29 protein-coding genes and 4 tRNA genes are annotated in these 25,937 nt (G+C 54.6%); 20 read left to right on the forward strand and 13 right to left on the reverse strand.

All coding sequences use genetic code 11. The features are described from left to right. Window positions 1–68 precede the first annotated feature (68 nt). Window positions 69–842 carry a class I SAM-dependent methyltransferase gene (locus K7R21_RS00540; protein ID WP_224981254.1) on the forward strand — a complete coding sequence of 258 codons (774 nt, stop codon included), beginning with the start codon at window positions 69–71 and terminating at the stop codon, window positions 840–842. A gap of 216 nt (window positions 843–1,058) precedes the next feature. On the opposite strand, the gene K7R21_RS00545 is transcribed toward K7R21_RS00540, so the two are convergent. Beyond that, window positions 1,059–3,293, reverse strand: coding sequence for a vitamin B12-dependent ribonucleotide reductase (locus K7R21_RS00545; protein ID WP_224981255.1), 2,235 nt, complete (start codon window positions 3,291–3,293; stop codon window positions 1,059–1,061). Between the two features lie 237 nt (window positions 3,294–3,530). Here K7R21_RS00545 and K7R21_RS00550 point away from each other — a divergent pair, with 237 nt between their 5' ends. The 10 genes from K7R21_RS00550 to K7R21_RS00595 all read left to right on the forward strand — a co-directional run bounded on the left by K7R21_RS00550 (window position 3,531) and on the right by K7R21_RS00595 (window position 10,085). Further along, window positions 3,531–4,601 carry a sensor domain-containing diguanylate cyclase gene (locus K7R21_RS00550; protein ID WP_224981257.1) on the forward strand — a complete coding sequence of 357 codons (1,071 nt, stop codon included), beginning with the start codon at window positions 3,531–3,533 and terminating at the stop codon, window positions 4,599–4,601. Continuing rightward, window positions 4,598–5,848, forward strand: a complete 1,251-nt coding sequence (locus K7R21_RS00555; RefSeq protein ID WP_224981259.1) for a right-handed parallel beta-helix repeat-containing protein — start codon at window positions 4,598–4,600, stop codon at window positions 5,846–5,848. The genes K7R21_RS00550 and K7R21_RS00555 overlap by 4 nt, the downstream gene beginning before the upstream one ends. A gap of 89 nt (window positions 5,849–5,937) precedes the next feature. Beyond that, window positions 5,938–6,657 carry a ribonuclease PH gene (rph, locus tag K7R21_RS00560; RefSeq protein WP_224981261.1) on the forward strand — a complete coding sequence of 240 codons (720 nt, stop codon included), beginning with the start codon at window positions 5,938–5,940 and terminating at the stop codon, window positions 6,655–6,657. After that, complete coding sequence (locus K7R21_RS00565) at window positions 6,654–7,250, forward strand: XTP/dITP diphosphatase (RefSeq protein WP_224981263.1); 597 nt, start codon at window positions 6,654–6,656, stop codon at window positions 7,248–7,250. The genes rph and K7R21_RS00565 overlap by 4 nt, the downstream gene beginning before the upstream one ends. Before the next feature lie 292 nt (window positions 7,251–7,542). Beyond that, window positions 7,543–7,620 (forward strand) — tRNA-Pro (locus K7R21_RS00570). A gap of 21 nt (window positions 7,621–7,641) precedes the next feature. Next, a tRNA-Arg gene (locus K7R21_RS00575) sits at window positions 7,642–7,718 on the forward strand. A 12-nt stretch (window positions 7,719–7,730) separates the two neighbouring features. Beyond that, a tRNA-His gene (locus K7R21_RS00580) sits at window positions 7,731–7,806 on the forward strand. Window positions 7,807–7,863: 57 nt separating this feature from the next. Further along, window positions 7,864–7,948: transfer RNA gene (locus tag K7R21_RS00585), tRNA-Leu, on the forward strand. A 180-nt stretch (window positions 7,949–8,128) separates the two neighbouring features. Further along, complete coding sequence (locus tag K7R21_RS00590; RefSeq protein ID WP_224981265.1) at window positions 8,129–9,364, forward strand: tyrosine-type recombinase/integrase; 1,236 nt, start codon at window positions 8,129–8,131, stop codon at window positions 9,362–9,364. A 535-nt stretch (window positions 9,365–9,899) separates the two neighbouring features. Continuing rightward, entirely contained in the window at window positions 9,900–10,085 is a 186-nt protein-coding gene (locus K7R21_RS00595) for a helix-turn-helix transcriptional regulator (protein ID WP_224981267.1), read from the forward strand. Between the two features lie 226 nt (window positions 10,086–10,311). Here K7R21_RS00595 and K7R21_RS00600 read toward each other — a convergent pair whose 3' ends face one another. The 4 genes from K7R21_RS00600 to K7R21_RS20880 all read right to left on the reverse strand — a co-directional run bounded on the left by K7R21_RS00600 (window position 10,312) and on the right by K7R21_RS20880 (window position 12,381). Beyond that, window positions 10,312–10,962, reverse strand: coding sequence for a hypothetical protein (locus K7R21_RS00600; protein WP_224981269.1), 651 nt, complete (start codon window positions 10,960–10,962; stop codon window positions 10,312–10,314). 86 nt (window positions 10,963–11,048) lie between these two features. Continuing rightward, on the reverse strand, window positions 11,049–11,543 hold the full coding sequence (locus tag K7R21_RS00605; RefSeq protein WP_224981270.1) for a hypothetical protein: 495 nt from the start codon (window positions 11,541–11,543) through the stop codon (window positions 11,049–11,051). A gap of 118 nt (window positions 11,544–11,661) precedes the next feature. Next, window positions 11,662–12,033: a hypothetical protein gene (locus K7R21_RS00610; protein WP_224981272.1), complete on the reverse strand. Its 372-nt coding sequence runs from the start codon at window positions 12,031–12,033 to the stop codon at window positions 11,662–11,664. Window positions 12,034–12,228: 195 nt separating this feature from the next. Continuing rightward, window positions 12,229–12,381, reverse strand: coding sequence for a hypothetical protein (locus K7R21_RS20880; protein ID WP_224983391.1), 153 nt, complete (start codon window positions 12,379–12,381; stop codon window positions 12,229–12,231). A gap of 652 nt (window positions 12,382–13,033) precedes the next feature. Here K7R21_RS20880 and K7R21_RS00620 point away from each other — a divergent pair. Next, window positions 13,034–13,729 carry a hypothetical protein gene (locus K7R21_RS00620; protein ID WP_224981274.1) on the forward strand — a complete coding sequence of 232 codons (696 nt, stop codon included), beginning with the start codon at window positions 13,034–13,036 and terminating at the stop codon, window positions 13,727–13,729. After that, window positions 13,707–13,934: a hypothetical protein gene (locus tag K7R21_RS00625; RefSeq protein ID WP_224981276.1), complete on the forward strand. Its 228-nt coding sequence runs from the start codon at window positions 13,707–13,709 to the stop codon at window positions 13,932–13,934. Before K7R21_RS00620 ends, K7R21_RS00625 begins: the two co-directional genes overlap by 23 nt. Window positions 13,935–14,005: 71 nt before the next feature. On the opposite strand, the gene K7R21_RS00630 is transcribed toward K7R21_RS00625, so the two are convergent. After that, the gene (locus K7R21_RS00630) at window positions 14,006–14,542 is read right to left on the reverse strand and encodes a phospholipase D family nuclease (protein WP_224981277.1); all 537 of its coding nucleotides are present in this window, start codon (window positions 14,540–14,542) and stop codon (window positions 14,006–14,008) included. A 92-nt stretch (window positions 14,543–14,634) separates the two neighbouring features. Between K7R21_RS00630 and K7R21_RS00635 the strand changes: the two genes are divergently transcribed. Together K7R21_RS00635 and K7R21_RS00640 are read left to right on the forward strand one after the other, a co-directional pair. Beyond that, entirely contained in the window at window positions 14,635–16,479 is a 1,845-nt protein-coding gene (locus K7R21_RS00635) for a site-specific DNA-methyltransferase (RefSeq protein WP_224981279.1), read from the forward strand. Then, window positions 16,476–18,968 carry a DEAD/DEAH box helicase gene (locus K7R21_RS00640; protein ID WP_224981280.1) on the forward strand — a complete coding sequence of 831 codons (2,493 nt, stop codon included), beginning with the start codon at window positions 16,476–16,478 and terminating at the stop codon, window positions 18,966–18,968. Before K7R21_RS00635 ends, K7R21_RS00640 begins: the two co-directional genes overlap by 4 nt. A 41-nt stretch (window positions 18,969–19,009) precedes the next feature. On the opposite strand, the gene K7R21_RS00645 is transcribed toward K7R21_RS00640, so the two are convergent. From K7R21_RS00645 to K7R21_RS00655, 3 genes are all read right to left on the reverse strand, one after another. After that, window positions 19,010–19,477, reverse strand: coding sequence for a DUF7673 family protein (locus K7R21_RS00645; protein ID WP_224981281.1), 468 nt, complete (start codon window positions 19,475–19,477; stop codon window positions 19,010–19,012). 16 nt (window positions 19,478–19,493) lie between these two features. Beyond that, a complete protein-coding gene (locus K7R21_RS00650) occupies window positions 19,494–19,754 on the reverse strand; it encodes a hypothetical protein (protein WP_224981282.1) in 261 nt (86 codons plus the stop codon). 180 nt (window positions 19,755–19,934) lie between these two features. Next, complete coding sequence (locus K7R21_RS00655) at window positions 19,935–20,135, reverse strand: hypothetical protein (protein ID WP_224981283.1); 201 nt, start codon at window positions 20,133–20,135, stop codon at window positions 19,935–19,937. 569 nt (window positions 20,136–20,704) lie between these two features. Between K7R21_RS00655 and K7R21_RS00660 the strand changes: the two genes are divergently transcribed. Next, entirely contained in the window at window positions 20,705–21,259 is a 555-nt protein-coding gene (locus K7R21_RS00660) for a recombinase family protein (protein WP_224981284.1), read from the forward strand. A gap of 298 nt (window positions 21,260–21,557) precedes the next feature. Here the strand turns inward: K7R21_RS00660 and K7R21_RS00665 are convergent, their stop codons facing one another. After that, a complete protein-coding gene (locus tag K7R21_RS00665; protein ID WP_224981285.1) occupies window positions 21,558–22,154 on the reverse strand; it encodes a hypothetical protein in 597 nt (198 codons plus the stop codon). 2 nt (window positions 22,155–22,156) lie between these two features. Beyond that, the gene (locus K7R21_RS00670; RefSeq protein WP_224981286.1) at window positions 22,157–22,630 is read right to left on the reverse strand and encodes a hypothetical protein; all 474 of its coding nucleotides are present in this window, start codon (window positions 22,628–22,630) and stop codon (window positions 22,157–22,159) included. A gap of 502 nt (window positions 22,631–23,132) precedes the next feature. On the opposite strand from K7R21_RS00670, the gene K7R21_RS00675 reads away from it, so the two are divergent. Continuing rightward, window positions 23,133–23,312: a hypothetical protein gene (locus K7R21_RS00675; RefSeq protein WP_224981287.1), complete on the forward strand. Its 180-nt coding sequence runs from the start codon at window positions 23,133–23,135 to the stop codon at window positions 23,310–23,312. Here K7R21_RS00675 and K7R21_RS20885 read toward each other — a convergent pair. After that, entirely contained in the window at window positions 23,272–23,826 is a 555-nt protein-coding gene (locus K7R21_RS20885) for an IS1595 family transposase (RefSeq protein WP_404813615.1), read from the reverse strand. The two genes, K7R21_RS00675 and K7R21_RS20885, sit on opposite strands and share 41 nt — an antisense overlap. Beyond that, the gene (locus K7R21_RS20890) at window positions 23,732–24,358 is read right to left on the reverse strand and encodes a phage integrase N-terminal SAM-like domain-containing protein (RefSeq protein WP_224981291.1); all 627 of its coding nucleotides are present in this window, start codon (window positions 24,356–24,358) and stop codon (window positions 23,732–23,734) included. The genes K7R21_RS20885 and K7R21_RS20890 overlap by 95 nt, the downstream gene beginning before the upstream one ends. Before the next feature lie 407 nt (window positions 24,359–24,765). Here K7R21_RS20890 and K7R21_RS00690 point away from each other — a divergent pair, with 407 nt between their 5' ends. The 3 genes from K7R21_RS00690 to K7R21_RS00700 all read left to right on the forward strand — a co-directional run bounded on the left by K7R21_RS00690 (window position 24,766) and on the right by K7R21_RS00700 (window position 25,925). After that, a complete protein-coding gene (locus tag K7R21_RS00690) occupies window positions 24,766–24,978 on the forward strand; it encodes a hypothetical protein (protein ID WP_224981292.1) in 213 nt (70 codons plus the stop codon). Window positions 24,979–25,345: 367 nt separating this feature from the next. After that, window positions 25,346–25,660: a hypothetical protein gene (locus tag K7R21_RS00695; protein WP_224981293.1), complete on the forward strand. Its 315-nt coding sequence runs from the start codon at window positions 25,346–25,348 to the stop codon at window positions 25,658–25,660. Window positions 25,661–25,709: 49 nt separating this feature from the next. Beyond that, on the forward strand, window positions 25,710–25,925 hold the full coding sequence (locus tag K7R21_RS00700) for a hypothetical protein (protein WP_224981294.1): 216 nt from the start codon (window positions 25,710–25,712) through the stop codon (window positions 25,923–25,925). Window positions 25,926–25,937: the final 12 nt, after the last annotated feature.

The raw sequence follows: 25,937 nt of genomic DNA on the forward strand, positions 1-25,937 counted from the left end.
CCGTTTATAGCAAGACAGCCATGGCCATGGCAAGCTATTGTCAGCATCATTGCAAAAGGGGGATCACCATGGCCGACGACAAAGAGCAGAAGCACCGGGAAAAGGTCATCGAGCAGTTTTCACAGCAGGCAGTGCCGTTCACGCAGGTGCCGGGACATTACGATGCGCTGCAGGTCCTGCTGGAACTCTCCGGAGTAGGCACGAGCGACGAGGTGCTGGACGTAGCGTGCGGCCCGGGGCTGGTTGCCTGCGCCTTTGCCAGGCACGCGAAGCACGTAACGGGAGTCGACATCACGCCTGCCATGATCGAGCAGGCCAGGCAGCGCCAGGGTGAACAGCAACTGGTCAATCTCTCCTGGGACGTCGGCAACGCGGTGCCGCTGGCTTACCCGGACAGCTCGTTCTCCTTGGTGCTCACCCGTTACAGTTTTCACCATCTCCTTGACCCGCAGGGAGCGCTGTCCGAGATGATCCGCGTCTGTCGGCCCGGTGGCACGGTGATGGTGGCCGACGTGGCCATCCCGTCGGCAAAAGCGGCGGCCTATGATCACCTGGAGCTGATCCGCGACCCTTCGCACACCCATGCCTTGACCGAGGAAGAGTTCGAGGTGCTGTTCCAGCACTCCGGCCTGGTCGACTGCCGCCGCAGCGCCTACGGTGTGGATATCGAGCTGGAGACCCAGATAAAGGCGTCGTTCCCAAAGCCGGGAGGCGACCGGGTGATCCGGGACATGGTGACGTCCGATGTGGGCATTGACAGTTTAGGCATCAACGCCCGCGTAAAAGACGGCAAGATAGTCTATACCGTGCCGATCGCGGTGTATGCGGGGAAGAAAAGGTAAAGGGGGGGGCGGAGCAGGCGACTCCGTTAAGCGACCAATGACGAGAGGGTGGTGCTTCTCCGGTCTTTGACTCTCCTCGATACCCTGCGGCTGTTGGCAGAATGCCTATTTAACAAAGAAGGGGGACCGTGCAATCGGTCCCCCTTTTGTTTACTGCTATCCTTCTTGCCCAGCCAGTCTCTCCTGGTCTGCGCAGGAGTAATGCTCAGCTACCCTCTAGGCGCACTCGGAGTAGCCGCAGACGCGGCAGACTGCGCAGCCACCTTCGTGCTCGACGACGCCGCCGCACTCGGGGCAGGCGCCCCTCTCGAAAGACGGGGCCTCGATCACTTCACCATGACCGGTGATGGCCAGGTGCGACTGGATCGCTTTCGCGACGGCGTCGGCGCAGGAGAGCACCTTGTTGTCGCCGAAACCGCTCGGGCTGTGGCAGGAAATGCCCAAGAGCTGCTTCACGACCTGGCGGGCCTGCACGCCGCTTCTCCAGGCGAGCGACACCATGCGGCCGATGGCCTCGGACTGGCTGGCGGCGCAACCGCCGGCTTTGCCCATGGTGGTGAAGACTTCGAAGAGGCCGGTGGCGTCCTCGTTGATGGTGATGTACAGCGGACCACAGCCGGTCTGCATCTGGTAGGTCCACCCCTTGAGTGCTTTCGGACGCTCGCGCTTGATGCTGCGCTTCTCTTCGAGGGTGAGCGGTGCCGCAGCCTTGGGCTCTTCCTTCTTCCCGACGGAGAGCACCTGCTCGTCGCGGGAGCCGTCACGGTAGATGGTGACCCCCTTGCAGTTCATCTGGTAGGCCAGACGGTACACTTCCTCGACGTCGTCGATGGTGGCTTCCTGAGGGAAGTTCACAGTCTTGGAGACGGCGTTGTCGGTGTGACGCTGGAAGGCGGCCTGCATGGTGATGTGCTCTTCCGGGGTGATGTCGTGGGCAGTGACGAACACGTCGCGCACGTCCTCGGGGATGGCGCTGATGTCGTGCACGGTGCCGTGCTCGGCGATGCGCTGCATCAGTTCCTCGCTGTAGAAGCCCTGCTCCTTGGCGACCTTCTCGAAGAGCGGGTTCACCTCGACCAGGATGTTCTTGTCCATCACCTGGCGCACGAAGCTGACCGCGAAGAGCGGCTCCACGCCGGAGGAGGCGTTGGCGATGATGGAGATGGTGCCGGTCGGGGCGATGGTGGTGACGGTCGCGTTCCTGATCGGATCGGCGCCGGCCACGTCGTAGATGCTCCCCTTGAAGTTGGGGAAGGGGCCGCGGGTCTTGGCGAGTTCGCGGGAGGCAGTCTTGCCTTCCTCGTTGATGAACTGCATCACCTTCTCGCCCAGCTCCACGGACTCCTCGGAGCCGTAGGGGATGCCGAGCATGATCAGCATGTCGGCCCAGCCCATGACGCCCAGGCCGATCTTCCTGTTGGAGCGGGTCATCTCGTCGATCTGCGGCAGCGGGTAGTTGTTCACCTCGATGACGTTGTCCAGGAAGTGCACGGAGGTGCGCACGGTTTCTTTCAGCTTGTCCCAGTTCACCTTGCCGTGGGTGACGAACTTGCCCAGGTTGATGGAGCCCAGGTTGCAGGACTCGTAGGGCAAAAGCGGCTGCTCGCCGCAGGGGTTGGTCGACTCGATCTCGCCGATGTGCGGGGTCGGGTTGTCCTTGTTCAGGCGGTCCAGGAAGATGATGCCCGGCTCGCCGTTCTCCCAGGCCTGTTTCACGATGCGGGCGAAGACTTTGCGGGCGTTCAGCGTGCCGGCGGGCTTCTTGTCGCGCGGGTTGAACAGGGTGTAGTCCTTGTCCGCGTCGACCGCCTTCATGAACTCCTCGGTGATCCCGACCGAGATGTTGAAGTTGTTCAGCTGGCGCTGGTCGTTCTTGCACATGATGAAGTCCATGATGTCGGGATGGTCGACACGCAGGATCGCCATGTTCGCGCCGCGGCGGGTGCCGCCCTGCTTGATGGTCTCGGTGGCCACGTCGAAGACGCGCATGAAGGAGAGCGGGCCACTGGAGATGCCGGTGGTGGACATGACCACGTCGTTGGCCGGGCGCAGGCGCGAGAAGCTGAAGCCGGTGCCGCCGCCGGACTTGTGGATCAGCGCGGTGTACTTGACCGACTCGAAGATTTCCTCCATGCTGTCGCCCACCGGCAGCACGAAGCAGGCGGAAAGCTGCCCCAGTTCGCGGCCTGCGTTCATCAGGGTCGGGGAGTTGGGGAGGAACTCGAAGTTGGTCATCATGTTGTAGAACTTGTCCGACAGCGCGGAGATGTCCGCCTTCTTGTCGAACACGGCGTCAGCCTGCGCGATGGCGGTTGCCACGCGGCGGAACATGTCGGAGGCAGTCTCAAGGGGTTTCCCGGCCTGGTCCCTCTTCAAATAGCGCTTCTCGAGCACCGTCAATGCGTTCTTGGTGAGACCCGGGATTTGACCCTTCTCGACTGTTTTCTTCATAACCTTTCGTCCTCCTTGAGATATTCAACGTGTAGCCATGTCATTTGCCTGGGGCCCTACATTTTGTGGGCGGCCAGAAATAAACCACAAGATGTATGACGAAGTCAAGCGTTAATAGATTAAAATTTCGGCCTGTCATAAAAATCGAAATTGCCGGCGTTTATACCGCTCCGCCATTTACAAGCGGGGCGCCGCTGTGCTATTGATGTGACGTCAATTTTCCTGCCGGGAGCCTCCATGACCCAGTGTGATTGCAACAGCCAAAAAGAGTCGCTTGAGTCCCAAGTCAAGTCGCTCAAGGACCTGATCGAGGTCGCCAAAGCCGTGGTGTCGACGCTGGACCTGGACACGGTGCTGCAGGCCATCCTGACTTCTGCCATGAGATTTGCGGAAACTCCGGCCGGCAGCGTCGCGCTCTACTACGACGCCAAGCGTGAACTGAGCCTGCACGCGCACTCGGGGCTGACGGCGGATTTTGTGAAGAAGGAGCGCTGGGAGGTGAGTGCCGGCGGGCTGACCGAGCAGGTGCTCCGGGCGGGGGAGATCTTCTATATAGAGGACACCGAAAAAACTCCCTTCTTCAACAACCCGATTGCGCTGAACGAGGGGATTCGTTCGCTGGTCTGCGTGCCGCTCATCTTCCAGGAGCGCATTGTCGGTATCCTCTACCTGGACGATTTCGCCCCGAGGCAGTTCGACCGCGAGAAGCTGAACCTCCTCTCCGTCCTGGCCTCCTTTGCCGCTATGGCGATCCACAACGCCACGCTGCACAAGCAGACCAAGCTTTTGGCGATCACCGATTCGCTTACCGGTCTGCACAACCACCGCTACTTCAAGCAGTACTTCCGGCAGGAGATGGCGCGCGCCAAGCGCTACCACAAGCCGTTCTCCATCATCATGATGGACGTGGACGACTTCAAGTCCTACAACGACAGTTACGGCCACGCCGCCGGCGACCGCCTCCTGGAGCTGATGGGAGAGCTGATTATGCAGACCATCCGCGGCGTGGACGTCGCCTTTCGCTACGGCGGCGAGGAGTTCATCGTGCTGCTGCCCGAGACCCGGCTGGAGCAGGCCATCCTGGCCGCCGAGCGCCTGCGCGACGCTGTGCAAAACGGTACCGCCACGAGGCTCGTCGAGGGGACCAACCGCGGCGTGACGGTGAGCATCGGGGTGGCGAGCTATCCCGAAAACGCCGACAAGATGGACGAGCTGTTCAACATCGTGGACTCCCTGCTCTACCTGGCCAAACGCTGCGGCAAGAACAAGGTCTACCACCAGGAAAGTCTCCAGATCCCAACGACATGAAAAGACATCTCCTCGCACTTATCTTCGGCGGGCCGCTTCTGGCGGCCCTTTTGCTTCCCACCTCCGCTAAAGCTTCGGCCTTCGCTGAAGCTACGGCCGGCAAGACGGCCGACGAGTCGGTTGAGGGGGAGGTGGGCACGTCTCGCTTCGCTGACAAGGCTTTGGTCCTTGTCGCGGCGGCGGGAGAGACGATGGTTCCGGCGGCTACGGCTCCGGTTGTGACGGCTCCTGCCCAGACGATACTCCTGCGGCTCGAGGCGCCCTTCAAACCGCAACTTTCCTACGGGGACCAGGTGCTGGCGGAGGACACGGTCTGGCGCGGAGAGGTGCTGGTGGAGGGGGCGGTGACGGTAGCCTCCCAGGCAACTCTCACCGTGGAACCGGGGACGGTGGTGCGCTTCAAAAAGAGTGAGGGGCACAATCCGGCCTTGGTTGTGCAGGGGCGTATCGCTGCTTCCGGTACCAAGGAGGAACCGATCCGTTTCACTTCGAACTTCGCCACTTCGGCCGCGGGGGACTGGCTGGGGATCACGCTGCTGGGCAGCGAAAAGAAGAATGTCATGGAGAACTGCCGCATCGACGGAGCCCAAACCGGGCTGGAGGCGCTCTTCTCCAACCTGACCCTGAAAGGGGTGCGCGCCGAGCGATGCGCCCTCGGGATGCGTTTCCAGGACGCCCTGGTGCAGATGGAAGCCGGCGGCGCCTCGGACTGCGATGCGGGCCTGGTCTTCGCCAACAGCGAGGCGACCCTGCGTGGTCTGAACCTGATCGGCAACCGGGTGGGGATCTCGGCGCAGAAGAGTTCCATCTACCTGCAGGACGCCAGTCTCGCCATGAATCGCTCTGCGCTGTCGTGTGACAACTGCCGGGTCAAGCTGGCCGGCGGGGCCGTGCTGGACAACGGACGCGGCGTGACCCTTTTGGAGAGCGAGGGGAGTGTCAGCGGCATGAAACTCGCGCGCAACACTGATTACGGCATCTCGCTGACCGGGTCGCGGGTCCGGGTGGAGGGGAACCTGATCACCGGCAACGGCACGCAGGGAATGATCGTTTTCGACGGCGCGGCCGTGGCGTGGGGCAATATCATCAGCGGCAACAGCGGGCACGACATCTACAACGCCGGGACCGAGGAGTTCCGCGCTCCCAACAATTTCTGGGGCGAGATCGGCCCGAGGATCTACGACAACGGCGGCCGCGGCAAGGTGAGCATCGTGCCACAGCTCAAAACAGCGCCTAACGGCAATTGAAAAACCTCAAACCTGTCACAGGGAAAATCTGAGGAAATCTGAGAAAAGCAGGCAGTATATTGAACGTTGAACATCTTTTGGGAGAGAGCATGACACGCACAAACGGCCGCGCGGCCGACGCACTGAGAGAAGTAAAAATCACCCGCAACTACCTCAAACACGCCGAAGGCTCGGTACTGATCGAGTTCGGCGATACCAAGGTCATCTGCAACGCGACCGTCGAGGGGAAGGTGCCCTCGTTCCTGAAAGGGAAGGGGACCGGCTGGGTGACCGCCGAGTACTGCATGCTGCCGCGCGCCACCCACACCCGCAACCAGCGCGAGTCCGCCAAGGGGAAACTCTCGGGACGCACCCACGAGATCCAGCGCCTGATCGGCAGATCGCTGCGCGCGGTGGTGGACATGGAAAAGCTGGGTGAACGTTCCATTCTCATCGACTGCGACGTGATCCAGGCCGACGGCGGCACCCGCACCGCTTCCATCACCGGCGCCTACGTGGCGCTGGCCGACGCGCTGCAGACCCTGGTGAAGAACGGAGAACTGGCCGAGAGCCCGCTGCGCGAGGCGGTGGCCGCGGTGAGCGTTGGCATCGTCGACGGCGTCCCCTTCCTCGATCTCGACTACCCCGAGGACTCCAGCGCCGAGGTAGACATGAACTTCGTGATGACCTCGTCCATGCGCTTTGTCGAGGTGCAGGGAACCGCAGAGGCGGAGCCGTTCACCCTCGAGCAGATGGACGCCATGCGCAGCCACGCCATGCTCGGGCTGTCCCGGCTCTTCGAATTGCAGCAGGAGGCGCTTCAGGCATGAAAGAGCTGCTGGTCGCGTCGGGCAACAAGGGGAAGTTGAAGGAGTTCGCCGAGCTGTTGCGCGGGGTGGTGGGCACCATCCTGTCTCCTGCCGATTTCCCGGAACTGCCGGATGTCGTCGAGGACGGCGACACCTTCGAGGCCAACGCCATCAAGAAGGCGCTCTCCGCGGCGCAGTTCACCGGGAAGCCGGTACTGGCCGATGATTCCGGCCTCTGCGTCGACTACCTCGGCGGGCGTCCCGGCGTCTTCTCGGCGCGCTTTGCTGGTGAGCACGCCAGCGATGCCGACAACAATGCGCTCCTTCTGAAGGAGATGGCCGGCGTGCCGCGCGAGGAGCGCACCGGTGCTTTTCACTGCGTCATCGCGCTCTGTCTTCCGGACGGGACCTGCCAGACCTTTGATGGCATGCTCGCCGGTGAGATCCTAGAGGCACCGCGTGGCGAGGGGGGCTTCGGGTATGATCCGCTGTTCCTGGTACCCGAGTACGGGCAGACCTTCTCGGAGCTCCCGATGGAGGTGAAGAATTCCATCAGTCACCGCGGGCGCGCCATGCAGATGCTGAAGGAGGCGCTGTCCTTGCAACAGGGGTAAGGCAAGCTGCTTAACGCAAAGGCGCCAAGACGCGAAGATGAGGCAAAGGCGAAAGACTGGATTTAACGCAAAGCCGCCAAGACGCAAAGGGTGAAGCAAAGGCATAAAGCGTGGTGGAAAAGCAGAGACAAAGATACCAAGGGACAGGACAAAGTGCTCCTGGTTGTCTTTGCGACTTTGCGGCATTGCGTTAAATTGGGGGGCGTTTCAAGATGTGAAAAAAATGCTGCGGGGGCTCAAAAAAAGGGCTTGCGCGGCATCAGAGGCTATGCTATAAACGTGGTTCTTGAATCGGGGTGTAGCGCAGCCTGGCTAGCGCACCTGCCTTGGGAGCAGGGGGCCGGAGGTTCGAATCCTCTCACCCCGACCACTCATTGCAGGCTTTACTTCTGCGCCTGTAGCTCAGCTGGATAGAGCAACGGCCTTCTAAGCCGTAGGTCAGAGGTTCGAACCCTCTCAGGCGTGCCACAATTGAATATGGTGGGTATGGTGAAGCGGTTAACACAAACGACTGTGACTCGTTCATGCGTGGGTTCGAATCCCACTACCCACCCCAACCTATAAGAACAACCCCGTTTACCAGCGGGGTTTGTTGTTTCAGCTGTTCGATTTTGCGAGAGTGGCGGAATTGGCAGACGCACCAGACTTAGGATCTGGCACCGCAAGGTATAGGGGTTCAAGTCCCCTCTCTCGCACCACAAAGTTGTAAGATGATGTGCGGAAACGTAAGTTAAGCCCTGAGAAATCAGGGCTTTTTCTGTTTTGGCTTGTTCGGTGTAGTCCGGTGATGTAAGATAAAATTCGGTTGTTTTGATGGTAGTCGAAGCCTAAGGTACCATCAAGCCCCAAAATGGATACCATCAAACCCGGAGGTTCTTATGCCGAAGCGGATTCAGCCACTTACCGACATGAAGATCAGGGCTGCCAAGCCCAAGGACAAGGAGTTCAAGCTGTCGGACGGCTTGGGGTTGCATTTACTTGTGACCCCTTCAGGAGGAAAGCTGTGGCGCCTTCAATACCGGTTCGCTGGCAAACAGAAACTGCTGTCTTTCGGCGCGTACCCAACCGTTTCGCTGACTGATGCCAGGAAGCGGCGGGACGACGCCAAGGAACTCTTGGAACAGGGTACCGATCCAGGTGAGGTGAAGAAGGCAAAGGCCGCGGCAGTTGCGGCAGCCGCCAGCAACACCTTCAAGGCAATAGCTGAGGATTGGTACGCAGGGCTCAAAGAAGACTGGTCTGAGAGTCACGCGGTCCATGTGAGGCGCTGGCTCGACCAGAGGATTTACCCCGTCATCGGTGACAGGCCAATTTCCTCCCTCGAAACCGTGGAACTCGTTCAGATCCTGAAGGCAGTCGCCTCAAGCAGTCTCGAAACAGGCCACCGCATCAAGACCATCTTCCATCAAGTATTCCGCCATGCCACATTCACTGGGAAGCTCAAGCACAATCCCGCGACCGACTTCAAAGGTGCAATCAAACCGAAGAACCCCAAGGGGATGGCCGCACCGGTGGAGCCCAAGGACGTGGCCCCGATGTTGAGGGCTTTCGAAGGCTTCCGGGGCTCTTACGTGGTGCAGTGCGCGCTGAAACTTGCACCGCTGTTGTTTTGCCGGCCTGGCGAGCTGCGTCAGATGGAGTGGGCAGAGGTCGACCTGGACGCGGCGATCTGGAGTATCCCCGGAGAGAAGATGAAAATGGGGCTGCCCCACCTCGTCCCGCTGTCCACTCAGGCCTTGTCAATTCTGAAGGACATCAGGGTGCTGACCGGTCACGGCCAGTACGTGTTTCCCTCCGCGAGATCCTTCACCCGCTGCATGAGCGAGAACGCGGTCAATGCCGCTCTGCGCAGGATGGGGTTCGAGAAGGACGAGATCACCGGCCACGGGTTCCGCGCCATGGCACGAACCATGATCCGAGAGCAACTGCATGTCGAAGCGGAGTTCATCGAAATTCAGCTAGCTCACAAAACCAAAGCCCCCAACGGAACAGCCTATGATCGGGTTGCTTTTCTCAAAGAGCGCAGACAGATGATGCAGAACTGGTCCGATTATCTGGACCAGCTCAAGGCCGGTGCTAAAATCGTCCGTTTCGAAGCTAGGGCCACAATGTAGGTCGATACCGATTTGGCTGGATGGCCGATAGGCCGTCAAACCGCCTTTCCTGGGCGGTTTCCCGCAGGCTAATACCAGGACATGCGACAGGAGGCATGTGATGCCCATTCCAGGTGATCTTTACCCCATGCTGCTCAAGTACCTGTCCTCGTAACGAACTATCTTGAAAAGTACCTGACGAAGGAACAAATAAGGCGATTCGAGGCCGTGCACTTTGTACCAGGAGCACCTTATTTACCATCCCGCCCAAAAAACCTATAGAAATCCGCCTAAATCAAATAGCACCTGCATCTAGCTGTGATAACTGAGCGCAGGTGCTATTTTTACTTTCCCCCAAAAAAATCTCTATTGGTTGTTCCCATCGAATGTGGCCGGACCACAGCTAATGCGCGGCAGGCACACCACAGGGAACGTCCTTCCTAAAGCAGCCCTCCCACGTCGGTTGCTGGCCTGCACAAGAAAGGCAGGAAACATGATCACCATAGTGATGGTATCCGCCACTGAGCCGGAATATCCACCGTAGGGGAGGTAAGACATGGACAACGCCATCCAGCTTTATCGAATGAAGGATCTCACGAGCATGCTCAAGCGATCCAGAACGCAGATCTACGACGACATTGCAGCCGGTAAATTCCCCCGCGGGATTCTCCTCGGCGAACGCACACGCGCTTGGACGCGGAAAGAGCTCGAGGAGTGGCTGGCGGGCAGGCCGGTCGCCTAAACTATGGATCGGCGTTGAATTTTGACCCAGAATTGGCGCTCAAGGCGGACCCATGCAAAAAATGAAAAGGCTCAATCCTTAGATTGTTAACGAATTAGGCGGGAATCGTATCCATATTTTCCCTTCATTTAACTGGCGGAAGTTGATCAGCGCTGCCGGTCCAACTTCCTGGTTGTGACCTTTCACTTCCACTTAGTCCCGCTTCCAAGGTGGGCTTCCCTCGTTATTAACACTTAGCCTCAAACTGGCAAAGCTCGGTAATCTTAGTCGGCCATGGATATGTAACACATGGGGTACAGTGAGAAGGCATATTATTTTTTAGTAGTCTCTTAAGATGTTCGCTGTCATCGCCTACCGCCATCCAAGCTGTCCGGCAGTCCTCCCAATATTGCTGGTAGTTCGCCCATCCACGTTTGACAAGCGTGTTGTCGAATACGAAGAATGCGCTAGGTAGTAGGAAGTGGCATAGTTTACTGGCAAACATAGGGCCGTCGACTCCCTTGATGTCTTTGGCTACCAGGAAGAGGGGCTCAATATCCTTCCAAGTGACGTTTTCGATAGTTGGTAGAATAAGTTGTTGCCCCACAAGGATGTTGAATCGTTCACGGAGGATCGGTAATAGCTGCTGTCCTTTCTCTCTAATAGACTCCTTTGTGTGGTCTGCAGTCCCACGTATTGCCTTCCATTGCGCAAGGCTGTCCATCAAAAACGACCAACATCGGGTGTCGATACCGCTTGAGCGATATTCTTCCATCTTGCTATACAAATCATTGTGGAACAGCCAGATGCCTTTACTACCTCTACGCTGGTTGAGTCGACGAAATACAATGTCGATTCCCTGTTGTAGATTTACTGCCGTAACTTGTTTCACAGTCATACGGACCTCCCGTTCCACCCTTGTACAACGTCGTGGGGGCGCAGCGGCAAGCGAAGCGCAGCCCGTATGCCGCCTCCTGGTTGAAGCTATTTGCGTTTAGCTGTTCTCTTCAGCTCTGCATGTGTCGTAATGCTTCCAGCGAAAAAAGCACAGACCATATTTGTGAATAGACTCAGAAGGTCCTTAACGTCAGTGGGAAGTTCACTCTTTCCTTTGGTACACTTTTCTAAACAGTGACGAAAAGGCAGAAGATCCTTATCAGTTACTGTTGCGCTGATATTATGACTGAACTTATTGCGCAGTGAATTCAGGTGTTTGATGGCTGGATTGAAGTCGTATGGTTCTGGGAAAGGTAACTTTGAAACAAGAGAGATCTTCTGTCCAAAAGTAAGTTTTGCCTCTTGCCAGCCGAAGGAAGCGCTAGTGCAGGTTGCAAGATAGTTATCAAGGTAGTGCTCTATGATCAAATGGCAACTTAGCAGATAACCGAGAGTATCGTAGTCAACCGTTTCTATCCTCTGCCATGTGACTTTACCGTCTGTGAAGCCTCCCACAAGTGGTGGTAATCCATGCTTTGTCATTTATCCTCTCGTATTGTTTGGACCTATTTGTTTTTTTCTCCGCTTCAACAGTTGAGGGCTGACCGGCCGGTTTTGCTATGGCCGGTCCAGCTTTTTGTTGAACTGTTAGTCGACCAGATCAACAAATTGGCAGTTCCTGCTCCACGACCTCCCCATTTTCGACTCGAAGTTCAATAAAATGATCTTTCTTTACTTCTCTACTTCCGATTTGAAATTGACCTGAAAAAGCTATAGATTTATGGAACTCAATTAAATTCACATAGAGATTCAGAAGATAACCAAGAAAGTTCAAGTCGAAGTGGGGAGTGTGCTCCAGAATTTTTTTCTTGAGATAATTTTGGTCTTTCCATTTGCTGGCTTTATATCTACACACTGTCTTAACGAATTTGAAAAACCTTTCCATGTCCGCCCAATGTCCTGAATCCGGAAAATTGTTCATCCATTGGTAGAAACTGTATTCAACAGGATTTTTTATTCTAAAAAGGCTCACGTTGGTTTCCCTTTTCATAAGATAACGGGGTACCCGGTTGACCGGCCATCAGGCCGCGTCTAACTGGCTGGTTGAACTATACTTGCCGCTGAGATTGTCTTATCTTGTCATACACTGTCCTCGCGTTTTCGATATTTACAAAAGCGGGCGGAGCATTCCGACCGCCTCCGGGGATGGAACTTACGGAAGATATCATCAAGCAGGGAAAGGGCCGGTAGTTCCAAAAATAATCGTACCGGTGCGATCTCCTTTTTCTGAGAGTGATATTTCACACAGCGTTTTCAAAGAAAGCGACCTGAGACTACGACTGAAAAGCCCGCCACTGATCAGAACGCGCTCGTTAGTGATGGCATAGTTTTCTCACGAGACTTTGTATCTGCAAAGAACCGCCCAATGACCATATAAAGACCGACCAGCACAAAAGGGATTCCCCAAAGCTTAAAGAAGAACGGCGCATTGGTGGCAATCACGGAACTTTCCCAAAATATGGCAAACCCGCACCAAAGGTTGCTAAATGGAATGAAAAAGATGTCTCCTGGAGACAAACTACAGGTACTCTCAAGTCAGAAAAATTCAGGCCTACAAGAAATCAACAAACAACATCATCCCCGTAACTCACTGTATTAAAGCGTTTGTCTCTCGGAGCAAATGTTCCATTTGGCCTGATGAGCGGTTTTATGCTCAATGACCTGCGCCACTTTCACCGCACCAAATGTATAACTTATTTTTAACTGTGGTCAATGTCCAAGATTTCATTCTAACTGTTGCCTGGAAGAGATTAGCGGGGCGGAACTCATCTCTAGGTACGCGACCATTGTGCCCCTGCAGTCGAATCCTCCTTAGATGTAGGTCCCTTACCATTTTGATCCTCTTGTATCCCGTGGGATCCACTTGATAGTTTTACCCACGCGATAGCGATTCCTTCATAGGATTGAGAAAGGCGTATTCCCCGTGATGGAAGTTTTCGGACGAAGATGCCTCTATTAGATGGGGAGGATTTATGAAACAGAAAAACATCGACTCTCGGCGCGCTTTTGAGGTTGTTCAAGGTGGCAAAAATAGTGGTGGTTCGAACCAGCTTGCCCTTAGCCGACTCATTGAGCGCGCAGGCACCATAGCTCATCAGTGGTCGAATGGCGAAATAGGGCCTAAGGGCCAGTTGCGCCTGGTCGAGGCGTTCCGCGAGCGTATGCCTGGGCTTCCTGATGAGGTGATCCAGATCAGCGGCCCGGCGATTCTTCAGGCGATCGTCGACCGTGCGGGGGAGGGGGGGGGGGACCATGAGGTTATTGCTTTTCTTGCCCACGTCCTCGCGACGCCGAGGTCGCCTAGGGCGAAGGCCGAAGGAGAGGGGTTTGAAGGGGAGGTTCAGCGGGTCCGCGCCGAGCTCGCACTGATATCCGAGAACTGGGGGCTGCACGTCGACTCTGATGGCGGCTACATCGACGTTTTGGGCGAACCGCGAATGCCGGCGGGGGGGCAGGAAGGGGAGGGGGGAGAACTACACCCTGTGTACCTACCACACCACCGCATTGCCAGGATCCACCTCCATGGCCCTGAAACGGAGCAGATTACCAACGCAAAATTTATTGCGATGGCGCCGCGCCGGGTAGAATGGCTAATTGACTTGATCACGCGGTTGATGGCGGCACTACCAAATAGGGGAGGGAAGAATGGGTGTGATCCAGCTGGCTAAGAAGTGGCGGGAAGAGAAGGGATACATCGACAAAGGCGGCGTCATCGTCATCTTCGATGGTACTGTTAATAGCTGGGTCAACGAACTCAGCGATCCGAAGCACTGGGCACCCGGCTGCATCGCCGTCGATGAAGCGGGAAACCAGTGGATAACAAAGGACGGTAATCCGCAGGGCGGTGCCGAGCGGTGGGAGCCGCCGAAATAGACGAAAAGAAGGGCCCGGGTTATTTGCCGGGCCTTTCGTCTTTTAGATTTCTTCTTCTGGGGGCTGTGGATTCAGGCGAGGGGGCAAGGTGCTGCGTGCACCATGTGTTCCTCGAAGTTGCGCAAATACCTTTCTACCAGCGGCCTATTACCCTTCATCACCAGCAGGTTCTCCGCGTTTTTGACCTCAGCAGCTTTGGTGAAATTAAAACTCCCAGTGATCAGCACCCGCTTATCGATGATCATGATCTTGTTGTGCGCGATCGCGTGCCGATCGTCGATTAAGACCTGAACGCCAGCGTTTCGTAGGAACGTCGCGGAAGTATAGCGTTCCGAGCGTTGGCTCTTGTCTAGAACCACCACCACTTTTACCCCTCTTTTATACGCTCCGAGCAAGGCTTTGGCGATCGGAACCGACGTGAAGCTGTAAGCCTGCACCAGGATCTCAGTTTTGGCTCCGGCGATTTCTTGGACAACAGCCTCAGTTGCTCCACCTCGTGGGGAGAAGAAGACTTCAACTGTGCCCATCGAAGGCATAGGCGTAGCGAAGGCCAGATTGGTGACTATAGCGAGAATGATAAAGAGAATTCCGGGCTTCAATGGGCGCATAACACCTCCTTGTGATTAACGAAATAGCTTGCCACTATACCTTAAAAATAATATAAAAATCTTGGCCAATGTCAGTTAGTAAGGAGAACCGCATGCAGAGCAAGTACGCCCATTTATCCAAGGAAGAGCTGATTGCCCAACTTATGAAACGCGATGCCGAGCGCAAGCTTGGACTGGTTTGGGAGCGCAACGCAATAGAGCACGACAGAGCATTGAACGGAGACTTTGTTGCTTTAAATCTTGTTCCTGATCTATCGGTAGGAGGAGCACCTTACCAAAATCTTGTGATTGAAGGGGACAATTTTGATGCGCTTAGGTATCTCAGTATCGCCTACCGAAGCCGGGTAAAGTGCATCTATATTGACCCCCCGTATAATACCGGCAACAAGGATTTCATTTATAATGACCGTTTCGTCGAGAAAGATGATGCATGGAAACACTCCAAGTGGCTCGAGTTTATGTATCGTCGACTGGTACTGGCGCGGGACCTCCTTAAAGAAGACGGAATCATTCTTGTTTCGATCAATGACGAGAACCGCGCCAAGCTAGAATTATTATTGGACCAGGTTTTTCCCGGACGGCGGCTTGGGAGTTTTGTCTGGCGAACAAAGGATACTGGAAACGATGCTGGAGGAAATTTTAGCCAAGTGCACGAACATGTGCTCGCGTACGCGAATCCTCAGTTCACGTTTAACGGAAAATCTCTAAATCTGGAGAAATACCGGTATGAGGACAAAGATGGCTACAAATACACCCTCAACCCCATTACCAAAGCGCATACCTATAAGGAAAGGGAAAACACCTATTATCCTATCCAGGATCCTAAAACCGGCTACTGGTACCCTTGCGATCCCAATGCTGTCTGGCGTTTTGCCACCAAGGCCAAGCTAAAACCAGGACAAAAGATCCGCACTGAAACCATCGAAGAACTCATCGAGAAAGACCTGATCTTCTTTCCCGCATGCAAACCTTCAGAGGTCATGCAGTGGGAGAGTATGGAAGAGCTCCTTGAGTCGATTCGTAAAGGGAAAGGACCTGTCCTTCCAAAGAAAAAAACACCGCTTCTGCGCGAGGAACTCCCGGATTTAGCGTTCTGGGTCGGTAAGCCAATAGCTCCAGGGCGTCCGTCGAAAAAAGGGTATCTCCATGTAAAAGACAGCCTCATTGCGCCAATAAGCAGTTGGATCGCGGGCCTGAACGAAGAATTGAATTTAACTGAAGAAGAAATGGAGGGAGAAATCGAGTATCTCCGGTCAGCTCGGGGGGGGGAAGGGACGGATACCATCAATGAAATTCTCGGAACTAAGGCGTTCAGTTTCCCAAAGCCGCCATCACTGATCCGTGGGCTCATAAGCCAGGCTACTAAAGAAGATGACATTGTCCTCGATTTCTTTGCCGGGTCAGGAACCACCGGCCACGCGGTGCTCGGGTTGAATGCAGAAGATCGGAAAAACAGGAAGTTCATCCTAATTTCCAATACCGAAGCTACCTTGGAAGCCCCGGGTAAAAACCTGTGCCGCGATGTCTGCGCTAAGCGAATATCGCGCGTTATTGAGGGGTACAACGGCAAACCTGGCACCGGAGGAGATTTTGCCTATATGGTGGCTCAGCGCATCCCCTTCGACAATCTGCTGCTAGATATCCAGCACGGCCAGGTCTGGTACACCCTACAACTGGCCCACAACCAGGGTGTAACTCCCTTTATCGAAAATGCCCCTTTCCAACAAGCGCATGGAGCGTCTACGGTGATTTATATCCCTGAACTCAATCCGGACAGCCGTGCCGCCGTGGTCTCTGCAGCAAACGAAACAAAAATTCCGATGGTCATTTATACCTGGCAGCCCGGGGCACTTGCTCAGAGCATCTTCAACGAGCATGTTTGCGTTGAGCAAGTTCCCGAGTATCTCACCGAGCGCTTTTTGGGGGGGATCGCATGAGCAGTGTGACGACGCCGAAAAGGTTCCAGCAAGATGCCATTGATAGCGCGGTAAAGGTCCTATCCTCTTGTCTCTCTGACCTAAAAAAAGTCGAAGGGACAGCAAATGAGAAAGCCAGCCGAGAGCTTCTTTTTGCAAACCGGGGGTGCATACTGATTGAGGCGCCAACAGGGACCGGAAAGACGCTGATGGCAGGCAACGCCATCGAACAGCTTGCCCTGAAGCACAAGGTGATCTGGTTCTGGTTTGCCCCTTTTGCCGGCCTTATTGAACAGACCATCAAGTCTATCCGAAGGGAGTGCAGGAACTTGAGGGTGAAAGACCCCACTGTAGAGAGGACGCTTGATAACTTACGTTCTGGCGACATTTTCGTGACTACCTGGCAAAGTGTGGCCGTAGCCAATGCTGAAAGTCGGAAGATACGGCAGGAATCTGAAACTATGATGTCACTTGATCTTTTTATTGATCAAGCGAGGGCTCTTGGTTTTCACATCGGAGCAGTTATCGACGAATCTCACCACTCTTTCCGTGGCCAAACCCAAGCATCCGCATTTTTCCATGACGTACTGGAACCATCTGTTGCGATTCTTGCGACAGCTACTCCGAAAGATCATGATGTCGAGGACTTCACGCGCAAAAACGGGATCAAGAAGCTTAATCGTATTGCCATTGCGAGGTCACACGGAGTCGATGCCAATCTCATCAAGAAGGGGGTCAAAGTAGCCGTATTTAAGGCCCCACAGCCCGGCACTGAGGGGTTGATCAACTTTGAACAGACCGCGATCAGGTGCGGCGTTGCCGCGCACAAGCGCATAAAGGATCAACTAACCGAACAACAACTTCCGGTCACACCCCTGTTGCTGGTTCAGTTTGACAAGGACAAAGACCACATCATTCAGTGGCTGAAAGACCTCGGCTTTAACGAGGACGGCATCAAGGTTCACACAGCGAAAGAACCTGACAAGGACCTCATGACTATCGCCAATGACGAGCGAGTCGAGGTGCTGCTGTTCAAGATGGCCGTCGCTACCGGTTTTGACGCACCACGAGCCTTCACCCTGGTTTCTCTGCGCACTTCGCGCGATCCCGACTTCGGTACTCAAATCGTCGGCAGGATAATGCGCGTCGACCGCCGCCTGCAGCCTATCCAGGATCTCCCGGAGACGTTGAGGCATGGGTACGTCTTCCTCGCCTATAATGAAGCCCAAACGGGTCTCTCGACGGCTGCAAATCGCATCAACGCCATAAAAGACGAACTCGCTGAGATCACAGACAATATCGCGATTGTGTCTGTCGGTAATGAGGAGCCTGTGGCACACGCCACCGAAAAGGGGCAACTGCCGGTGTATATCCCTGAGCCCACACCGCCCCCCCCCGTGGAGACCGAAAACCAGCCGGTACAGGTCCCCCCTGTGACAGAGACGGCAGAGCAGCAGGTTTTGGAAGGGTTCGAGCTGGTGCCGCAATCGTGGACCTCAGGGGGGGCAGTTCCTTCGGCCACGTCAGAACGTAAGACAGCTGTGCAGTTTGGCGGATACTCGTACCCGTTGCGCACAGACCTTATATTCCCCAAGGCGTTTCGCAGGGCCATCATTGCCCCCGATCAAACCAACCTTCTAGCCGAAGTCGTAAGCCTCTTTAGATTTGACGACGCTCTGATCAATGTAGCTCAACAAAGTGCCACGAGAATCCTAATGGAACAGACGGAGATCTTTGGCAACAGCAAGGAGCGCACAGAAGAAATACAGGCTCTTTTGGCCCAAAAAGAGGTAGACAGGGCGGCTCAGCTCACACTCGAGTTCGCGAATAAGGATGGCATGCTGGACATTCGGAAACTTCACGAAGCCCTCGAAAAACAGCTGAGTGTTGAGTTTGGCAATCGCGGCCTGATCCACTTGCAGACCAAGGAGCAACTGCGGGCGGGCGTCAACAAAATTCTAGCTCTGAGGAAAACTGCTCTGAAAGCCGCAATCATAGAGGCGACAAAACGGCATGTCGAGGTGCAAGACGCAGATCCTATCCCTGAAAGGATCTGCAGCGATACCCAGTTGGACTGTTCGCGTCTAAACGTCTACGGCGTCTATCCATCTGATTTGAATCCGTGGGAAAGGGCCTTTGTTGAGGATCTGGACAATGACATGTCGGACACCGTCCTTTGGTGGCACAGAAACCCGCCTAGAAAGCCATACTCTGTTGGGATTCCTCTCCCTGGACAGGAAAAGCAAAAGAACTTCTTCCCGGACTTTATCGCCGGAATTAACGGACGTACCTTGGGTACCGGAATTCTGCTGGTGGAAACGAAAAGGGACCTGAACGATGAGGAGGGAAATGCACAGGCTAAATCCAAGATCGAGCATCCTGAGTACAAGAAGGTGATGATGCTGTACTGGGAGCGTGAGGAACGATGGATGGTCGTCGAATACGACCCTACCCAAGACAAGAACCTCCTGGACAGGGTTTGGTATCCGGGACTAATGGTAGGGTACTGAGGCGAATCCCGATTTTGTCTTCTAGGGGGTTTTGTGGTTGATCATCTTAGGACAGTCGGATGCACCTGCCCTGATCCTTCACAGCGGACGCACTGTTTCCCGTCTATCTTTCCTTCTCCGTCACACGTCCTACACGGAACCTTACCCCGCTCCGCGACGTGCAGGTGGATCCAGTCCTCCCGCAGCTGCAGGAAGATTTCGCTGCCGTTGTCGATGACCTGGTGTGGCTCATAGCAGGTGTCGCGCCGGCCCCGAATCACGGTGATGGCCAACTCGAAGTCGCTGCGATCAAGGTTGTTGAGATCTGTGAGGTTCGCTTGGAAATCGTAGCCGTTGTAACAGCTGAGCAGGACCTGCGCCGCAGCCTGTCCGCCGTAGGTCGACGTCTGGGCCCGCTCCACGAGCTTATTAACCGCCGCAGCATACACATCGCGGCTCACGAGGCCCTTTTCTTCCTCTGCGACCTGCCCTGCTAGAGCCTTAGCCCCATCTTGTGCATCGGTTTGCATGGTCTTTCCTCCCCCCCTATTTTTTGTCGCTTTTCTGAGCGAAAAAGTTCTGTTCGTGGTCTAGCTGGTTAAGTGCCGCTTCGAGCACCCATTTGGATTTTGGGACGCCTATCCGTTTGCAATGCTCGTCCACGCTGTTCCACACGTTTTCTTTCATCCTCATAATAAACGGCTTGTCGAGCTTTTCGCTGCCGTCCAGGAGCACCGGTTTCCCGCGCTCCCGAATAGGCCAAGAAATAGGGTGTACTTTTTCGTATGTGAAATCGGTTTTTTCCATGATGTATCCTCCTTGGTATGTGTGTATTGTATGGTATATGCAAATGAAAGAGATAAAACAAGCCATACTTCCGCGTTAAGGAAAAAGCAAGGCGCGCGCCTGGCTCGCTTCGATCAGAATGGCACCTCTCCATCCTGTACTCCTGCCCCAGCAGGCGCTCCTGCAGCCGGGCGTTTCCCGTTAGTCTGCCTGGTCCGCGGTCATGATGATGGCCAGGGTGAGAAAGTGGGGAACGTTTCTCACTTTGCTCTCCGGTGTGTCGGCCTGTACGCGGCTGGCGGGTAGAGAGAGCTCACCCTTTGCGACAGTGTATCGTCCGTCTGGATCGACCTCGTAAACATCGAATCGGCTGTCTTCTCCCTCGATCTTGAACTTTGACAACGTACCTCCCTTTGTTGTATCAACTCCTCGCCCTCGAGCATCCAGGCGTAATCCGGAGTCTCTTCGTGCTCGTATAGGTCGTCAAGGACGCTGCGCCAATATTCCTCGTCGCATAGCGGTATTTCGCACTCAAGGTCCAGTTCGTATTCCTCTGCTTCCATCGTTCCCTCCTTGTTGATCCACTTTCTTGTTGCGAACGTCGAAGTTGTGCACTCCGTGGGCAGCGTTTTCCCCGCCTTTTTCGCGAGGGCCTGCCCGTACTTCAAAGCTCTCTCACTTGGCTCTTAGTCTGCAGCCTTCGCCGACGGCCCAGCGTATCCGTTCTTCGCAGGCGCGCGGTCACAATTAGTATTGTGCAGTGCGGCAACAGTTGGGGCATTCGCCCTCTTGATACAAAGAGCGGATCCGCACAAAAAAATTCCAAAATAGATATGTCAATTTGAGGTACACCCCAAAACAGCAGGCAGGACATCCTATATTTGCTGTCAGGATAGGGTCTTTTTGAAATTAAGTTGACATGTGAAAGGAAATGTCTTAGAGGAAATCTGACACTTTTGTAGGAGGGACGCGTGAAAGGACAAAAAGTAGGGTATGTCAGGGTATCAACCGAGGACCAAAATACCGATAGGCAGCTCGAGGGAGTGGAACTCGACAAGACCTTCACCGACAAGATCTCGGGAAAGGACACGAACCGGCCCGAGCTTCAACGGATGCTCGAGTTCGTTCGCGAAGGCGACATCGTCATCATTCACAGTATGGACCGTCTCGCGCGTAACCTCGACGACCTGAGGAAGATGGTGAAGGACCTCACCGGCAAAGGGATCAAAGTTCAGTTCATCAAGGAGAACCTGATCTTCACCGGCGAGGACTCTCCGATGTCGAACCTTCTCCTCTCCCTCCTGGGCGCCGTGGCCGAATTCGAGCGCGCGCTGATCCGTGAGCGGCAGAGAGAAGGAATCGCGGCTGCGAAGAAAAGGGGGGCGTACACCGGCCGGAAGAGGGCGCTACAGCCTGAGCAGGTAGTTGAACTGAAGCGTAGGGTAGGGGAAGGGGAGAAGAGGGCGGTGCTGGCACGCGAGCTCGGGATCTCGCGCGAGACCCTGTACCAGTATCTGCGGGCCTAAAGCGATATGACAAGAACAGCATATTTTGCAAATATGACTTCTTTGCCATACTGTCAGGGCTCGTGACCGAAAAACGTTGCATGCCTAAATCCTGTGCAAAAAGCTAGGCGGCCGAAACTGTCTGAGGTAGGCCCGGCGATCAGAGACAAAATGAGACAGCTTTCCACAGCGATTGTGGAAGGGGAGGGGAGGAGAGAGTATGTCGATGGCGGAAGTTCAGAGCCTGTCTTTCCTGATTTTGTCTTCTAGGGGTCGTTGAGGGGTGCTGACCTCTCGGTCCTCCCCCGACTCCTTCATCTTAATCGTCAAACCCAATCCCGCATCCGATAGAATCGGTCCCAAACGAATCACAGCTGCCGATCGAATCGGTACCAAACGAATCGAAACTGATGCTGCCGAAGTCATCATTACTGATGAAGCCGCTGTCGAACGGGTCGCTAAAGCTAAACGACTCGCCAATGTGATCAGGGTTAAAATCCCCGGCCATCCCCCCTTGTCCGGTGGGATCAATACCACCGTGTATTGTGTCAATAAAGCCATCTGACGGAATAAAGTCGTTGGACTCCATAAAGTCGTGACCAAGAAAAGAGGATTCATCCGATCCTATCCCGATCTCATCTTCCGCAAAGAGAGACTTGTTAAAATCCGAGCTCCAGCCACCCATTAAAGCCGCTCCGGTGACAGCTGCTCCGGCTCCACGGTACGCCTGGCGACGGGATTGTCGCGGTGGCGGCAGGTAAATTTTCGGCCACTCCGTCGGCTCATCCGGTGCTGGCTCTGTTGCCGCAGATACCTTTTCCTTCTCTTTCGACTTTCCGGGTAGAACGATTGCCCCGAAAATGAACGGAATTGAAAACCACCCGATGAGAATCAGCCATATCTGTAAGTCACTCATACCTACCTCCTCGCCGGCGCCGGGCCGGTGATCATCGCGTGCAGCTGGCGCAGAAGACCCACCGCTTGCGGTTTGCTGTTGAGGTGGTTCTTTATGGTCGTGAGAGCGCTCACCGCATCGTCCCTGGTCGGTTTCGCATCTTGCCAATTGCAGGAGACCGACAGCGCTTTGAACACCTCGGCGGCGTACAGAAACCCGCCTTCCCTCAGCGACACATTGTGGGAAACCTCCCCCCGCTGGCAGGCGAGGGCATATCCGCTTTTCTCGCCGCGCACCCACTTCTCGATGGTGAGGTTTGTCATGGTGTCCTTGCCGTCTTTGGAAAACTTGTGCGGCTGGAGCTTGTCCTTGACGGCCACCTGGGAGCGGGAGACCTTGATCATCCGCATGTAGACCTCGACGGCCTCGGCCGGCTCCATGGTGTAGCGGATCTGGGTCTCTTTCAGCATGGTCGTATTGAAGAAGCGGACGACCACGCGGCCTTCCTGGTCGGCATAGCTGTCAGTGAGCTTTTTGCTGACTCGAGGCCGACGCGCTGTTCCTTGCCGGCCTTGTCTCGAAATTTACAGTAGAACGGATAAATGGCTTTTATCACGGTCGGCCCCTCCATGATTTTTCTGCCCTATACAGATAGGAGGGAAATATACGGGAAAAATTCCAAAAAAATGAAAAAAACTTTCTCTGCTCTACTTCTAATTTGTTGCTGTCACGCACAATAAGAAATAGAAGCCGGAAACGAGGAAAGTGCCCTCCCACTCGCCAACACAGCATTGAGGGAGGGTGGCATGAAAGCGGTCAAGATCTGCAAAACAACTGGCGAAGTGAAATTTTTTGAATGCTCGGAACTCAGGAAGGTGAAGGGCTTCGTGGTCGCTGAGATCACCGCCGACGGCTGCTGGGTGCCGAAAAAGAAACCCACTCCCGCCGGCTATATGCTCGCCTCCTGGGGCGACGTTTCCCACCCTGGCGCACAACATCGTGAAGCAGTTCGTGGACATGCCGGCGATCACCGCGGCCCTCAAGGACCCCGAGCTGATCCGGATCGTCGAGACCACCCGCTCCCTGCCGACCGGCTGGGAAGGGCACCATATCTGCCGTATCTGGTTATCTACTTCGCTCAAGTTGGCGATAGGCCCGAGGTCACGAGAGCGCCTGTGATTGGTTTTGAGGCAGCCGCGAACTGAGCAATGCGCCAGAACCGTTTGCCAGGAGATTTTGTGCTCCGGCGATTGAAACGAAAGACATATTCGTCTAGGTACCTCTGTAGATACTTTACTTCATAACGTCCCTGGAACGTTCCAAGGATTAATCGCTTCACTAACGAGGCAACCAGATGGACTCCAGGCAATACAGATTCTTTGTCTTCAGTTTTGGTCTGAAAGATTCTTCTGTGTTGGAGTCCCTCTTTCTCAAGTCCGTTATACCCGGCCCAACCATCGGTAGTAACGGTGCTACCGGAAGTAACATTATTGGCCACGAAAGGAACCAGTTCTTGTGCAGAACATCGAGTAATGACCTGCATTCTAAGCCGGCCCAGCTTCTTTCCTTTCCGCTCAACAGCGATTGCTACAGCAGACTTAAACGGAGAGCCACGGCCTTTTTTGCCACGTACGCCTCCAAGATAGAATTCGTCTACTTCGATAAGCCTTGACATCTGCAGTGGACAAATCATGGGGAGGCTTTTTACACAGGAACCGTAGAAATTTCCGGGTCCACAGTGCATAGGTCTTGAGGGTCTTTCGGGAATAATGTCGCACCTTGATTTCAGCTGCCAGCGCCGCGAGCGCCTCGTCCCATTCAGGGGAATCGGATTTTGGCTCGTACCCAACATCAGAATAATGCGACTTTCGAATGAGTACAGGTTCGGGGATCAAAGCAGACGTAATGTCCCCTGGCGTTGCTGTGTTCGGCTCAGCTTTGTCGCCGTTCTTGTCCAGAGGCACATTCAGCCTTAGCAGGCCGAAATAGAGTGAGATGGCATTGGCGGCTCGATTCAGCTGTACTTGGGACCGATTTTCGGCTCGCAGTTTCTGAATAAATAGACGTACACGCTCTGATTTTGTTTCTGGGGCCGGGGTTTCATTGAAGAATTCTAGGTAGAGGCGAAGCCACCTAACGTACTCCTGTATGAGGGGGCCAGTAAGTTTGCGTTTGTTGAGATGTGCAACATACTTCACATAAAGGGCATTCGGAATTAGAAACATAAGCCACCTCTCATGCTGGAGCTAGGGCAGGTAAACAACGATTCTCGTTATCGCGCTGAACCGGGACAGAATATGTCCCAAGCAAAAGGTGGAAGGTGATCTCAATACGACAATAAGCAATTTTTCATTGACCGAAACCTAAAGCCGTTATAAATTCGGCTTGCTGAAGGTGTCACGGCATGTTGTACAGAAAACCGCTTCATCAAGCCAGCTAGAACATTTATCCCGAGAACAAAGCCTTTTAATACAGTGACCTATCGAAATGGCTCCCTTTGGGACATCTTTGCAGAACGGGATTTTGTCGAACTTGTAAGGACCCGGTGAATAACCGATTTACGAAGATCAGCGGTTCACGCGCGCGTGAACCGCTCAATAAGTAGTTGGCGATGAACAAAGAGGAGGAAGGAATGATAGAAGCAGCATTAAAAGGCGCAGTCTCTGCGGCTCTAGTGGTAGGCATTATGTCCTTTGCCCGTTTTCTCAAGAGTAAGCCGGTTAACCGAGAGGAAAAGCCGGTCGAACCTCAAAGTGAAATTCGTGATGAAAGGCCAGAGTATGTCAAAGAGTTAGAAAAGAAGCTCGACGATCATGGAGTTGAGTCAGAACGAGACTTACTTTAAGCTGACATCCAAGAGGTCCCAACCAAAACGTATTTCGAGGATTTCGCGGTGCCGGGCATTGATAATTGATAAATGGCTAACTGCCTGTGCGGTGTTCCATCCTTCCCTCTATCATGAAGACGGAGGGCCTTTGTCCCGCGTACCGTCAGGGTGAGTTTCGGAACGCGCCCCGGAACAGCCCGGTACTATTACCCCCTGTAGTAAAGCAGGCGGGGCGCAGGAGATATGGGGGCAGCCATTGATAATCGGATAACTTCTCGCCCTGAGGGGAGACCAACAGAAAACGCCAAAAAGCAACGCCCAACCAGCGCCTTGGACGCGGACGGCTGACGCCGCCGGTCAAGGCGGCGCGCCGTTGGATTGAGAAATGATGAAAAAGAATTTTTTCGTAATAGTTGCTGGAGCTATGGCAATTCCGTTCTTCATTTGGGGATGGGACCGCTATCAGGACCAGCAAATCAAAGTCTCCGTCGTTTCTGCAACTCCACTTTATTCCAGCGAAGTTGATGCCGCATATGGTAGCCAAAAGCCTGTCAGGACACTAAAACCCGGAGAAAAGCTGCAAGTAATTCGTGCGACTTACGGAAAGGACTATTGGGCGATACTTGTTGAGACTGATGCTGGGATTCATGCCTGGGTTGCATCAGGGCAGCAGGCGCTTATCATCCCGCGTCCAAAGTGATCCTCTATTGGAGAAATCTGTGTATTGCTGTGACCGTTTTCGAGAAAGTGTGGCAGAGGGGAAGATCGAAAAGGCAAATGATTTGCCTGATGAAACAGAATGGCTTCTTCCAGAGTGGCTACACATCTATTATTGCCCGTTCTGCGGGAGTTTCATAAAAGGTGAAGGATTCGGTACCTATCATGAAGAAGCAAAGAAAGCCAGAATCCAACAAGGACAGATGCACCTGACCGAAAAGCCGTCAGGTGATCTCCCGGCCCGTTAGCTGCAACAAAAA

This window comes from Geomonas agri (assembly GCF_020179605.1).
Taxonomy (GTDB): domain Bacteria; phylum Desulfobacterota; class Desulfuromonadia; order Geobacterales; family Geobacteraceae; genus Geomonas; species Geomonas agri.

What these genes read in the sequence shown, in the direction of transcription:
- K7R21_RS00545 (WP_224981255.1), bottom strand. Translation starts at nt 3,293, where the DNA reads ATGAAGAAAACAGTCGAGAAGGGTCAAATCCCGGGTCTCACCAAGAAC.
- K7R21_RS00620 (WP_224981274.1), top strand. Translation starts at nt 13,034, where the DNA reads ATGAAACAGAAAAACATCGACTCTCGGCGCGCTTTTGAGGTTGTTCAA.
- K7R21_RS00640 (WP_224981280.1), top strand. Translation starts at nt 16,476, where the DNA reads ATGAGCAGTGTGACGACGCCGAAAAGGTTCCAGCAAGATGCCATTGAT.
- K7R21_RS00590 (WP_224981265.1), top strand. Translation starts at nt 8,129, where the DNA reads ATGCCGAAGCGGATTCAGCCACTTACCGACATGAAGATCAGGGCTGCC.
- K7R21_RS00595 (WP_224981267.1), top strand. Translation starts at nt 9,900, where the DNA reads ATGGACAACGCCATCCAGCTTTATCGAATGAAGGATCTCACGAGCATG.
- K7R21_RS00555 (WP_224981259.1), top strand. Translation starts at nt 4,598, where the DNA reads ATGAAAAGACATCTCCTCGCACTTATCTTCGGCGGGCCGCTTCTGGCG.
- K7R21_RS00630 (WP_224981277.1), bottom strand. Translation starts at nt 14,542, where the DNA reads ATGCGCCCATTGAAGCCCGGAATTCTCTTTATCATTCTCGCTATAGTC.
- K7R21_RS00600 (WP_224981269.1), bottom strand. Translation starts at nt 10,962, where the DNA reads ATGACTGTGAAACAAGTTACGGCAGTAAATCTACAACAGGGAATCGAC.
- K7R21_RS00645 (WP_224981281.1), bottom strand. Translation starts at nt 19,477, where the DNA reads ATGCAAACCGATGCACAAGATGGGGCTAAGGCTCTAGCAGGGCAGGTC.
- K7R21_RS00690 (WP_224981292.1), top strand. Translation starts at nt 24,766, where the DNA reads ATGATAGAAGCAGCATTAAAAGGCGCAGTCTCTGCGGCTCTAGTGGTA.
- K7R21_RS20885 (WP_404813615.1), bottom strand. Translation starts at nt 23,826, where the DNA reads ATGATTTGTCCACTGCAGATGTCAAGGCTTATCGAAGTAGACGAATTC.
- K7R21_RS00635 (WP_224981279.1), top strand. Translation starts at nt 14,635, where the DNA reads ATGCAGAGCAAGTACGCCCATTTATCCAAGGAAGAGCTGATTGCCCAA.
- K7R21_RS20890 (WP_224981291.1), bottom strand. Translation starts at nt 24,358, where the DNA reads ATGTTTCTAATTCCGAATGCCCTTTATGTGAAGTATGTTGCACATCTC.
- K7R21_RS00695 (WP_224981293.1), top strand. Translation starts at nt 25,346, where the DNA reads ATGATGAAAAAGAATTTTTTCGTAATAGTTGCTGGAGCTATGGCAATT.
- K7R21_RS00665 (WP_224981285.1), bottom strand. Translation starts at nt 22,154, where the DNA reads ATGAGTGACTTACAGATATGGCTGATTCTCATCGGGTGGTTTTCAATT.
- K7R21_RS00565 (WP_224981263.1), top strand. Translation starts at nt 6,654, where the DNA reads ATGAAAGAGCTGCTGGTCGCGTCGGGCAACAAGGGGAAGTTGAAGGAG.
- K7R21_RS00550 (WP_224981257.1), top strand. Translation starts at nt 3,531, where the DNA reads ATGACCCAGTGTGATTGCAACAGCCAAAAAGAGTCGCTTGAGTCCCAA.
- K7R21_RS00605 (WP_224981270.1), bottom strand. Translation starts at nt 11,543, where the DNA reads ATGACAAAGCATGGATTACCACCACTTGTGGGAGGCTTCACAGACGGT.
- rph (WP_224981261.1), top strand. Translation starts at nt 5,938, where the DNA reads ATGACACGCACAAACGGCCGCGCGGCCGACGCACTGAGAGAAGTAAAA.
- K7R21_RS00650 (WP_224981282.1), bottom strand. Translation starts at nt 19,754, where the DNA reads ATGGAAAAAACCGATTTCACATACGAAAAAGTACACCCTATTTCTTGG.
- K7R21_RS00625 (WP_224981276.1), top strand. Translation starts at nt 13,707, where the DNA reads ATGGGTGTGATCCAGCTGGCTAAGAAGTGGCGGGAAGAGAAGGGATAC.
- K7R21_RS00540 (WP_224981254.1), top strand. Translation starts at nt 69, where the DNA reads ATGGCCGACGACAAAGAGCAGAAGCACCGGGAAAAGGTCATCGAGCAG.